The 487-nt window shown below is 47.6% G+C and carries 1 pseudogene; it reads left to right on the top strand.

Annotated features, from left to right (window positions below):
• Positions 1 to 70: 70 nt before the first annotated feature.
• A pseudogene (locus AAEY94_RS20620) lies at positions 71 to 487 on the top strand (transposase); the annotation flags it as partial.

Genomic DNA, 487 nt, shown 5'->3' with positions numbered 1-487 from the left:
TAATCCCCCCTAAAAATAGTAGATTTCAAAAGTAGAATTTTCTCGTAATATATACGCAGGGAGATTCTGCATGAAAACATCAAAATTTAGCGACAGCCAAATCCTAGCAATCCTTAAACAAGCCGAAGCTGGCACCCCAGTTCCGGGGCTTTGCCGTGAGCATGGCATGAGCTCTGCGACCTTCTACAAATGGCGCGCCAAATTCGGTGGCATGGACGCTTCTATGATGGCGCGATTGAAGGAGTTAGAGGCTGAGAATTCACGACTCAAAAAAATGTATGCCGAAGAGCGACTCAAAGCTGAAATACTCAAAGAGGCCATCGAAAAAAAGTGGTAAAGCCGTCGCGGCGGCGGGAGCTGGCGCAAAAGGCGGTGCAAGATAAAGCCATTTCGATCGCATTTGCGTGTGCCTTGTTTGGACTCAGTGAGAGCTGTTATCGCTATCAGGCAAAACTCAGTGATGAAAACGCTGCAATAGCCGACTGGT

It is taken from the genome of Shewanella sp. AC34-MNA-CIBAN-0136 (genome assembly GCF_040309945.1).
Taxonomy (GTDB): Bacteria; Pseudomonadota; Gammaproteobacteria; order Enterobacterales; family Shewanellaceae; genus Shewanella.
This window is presented reverse-complemented; position numbering and strand designations above follow the sequence as displayed.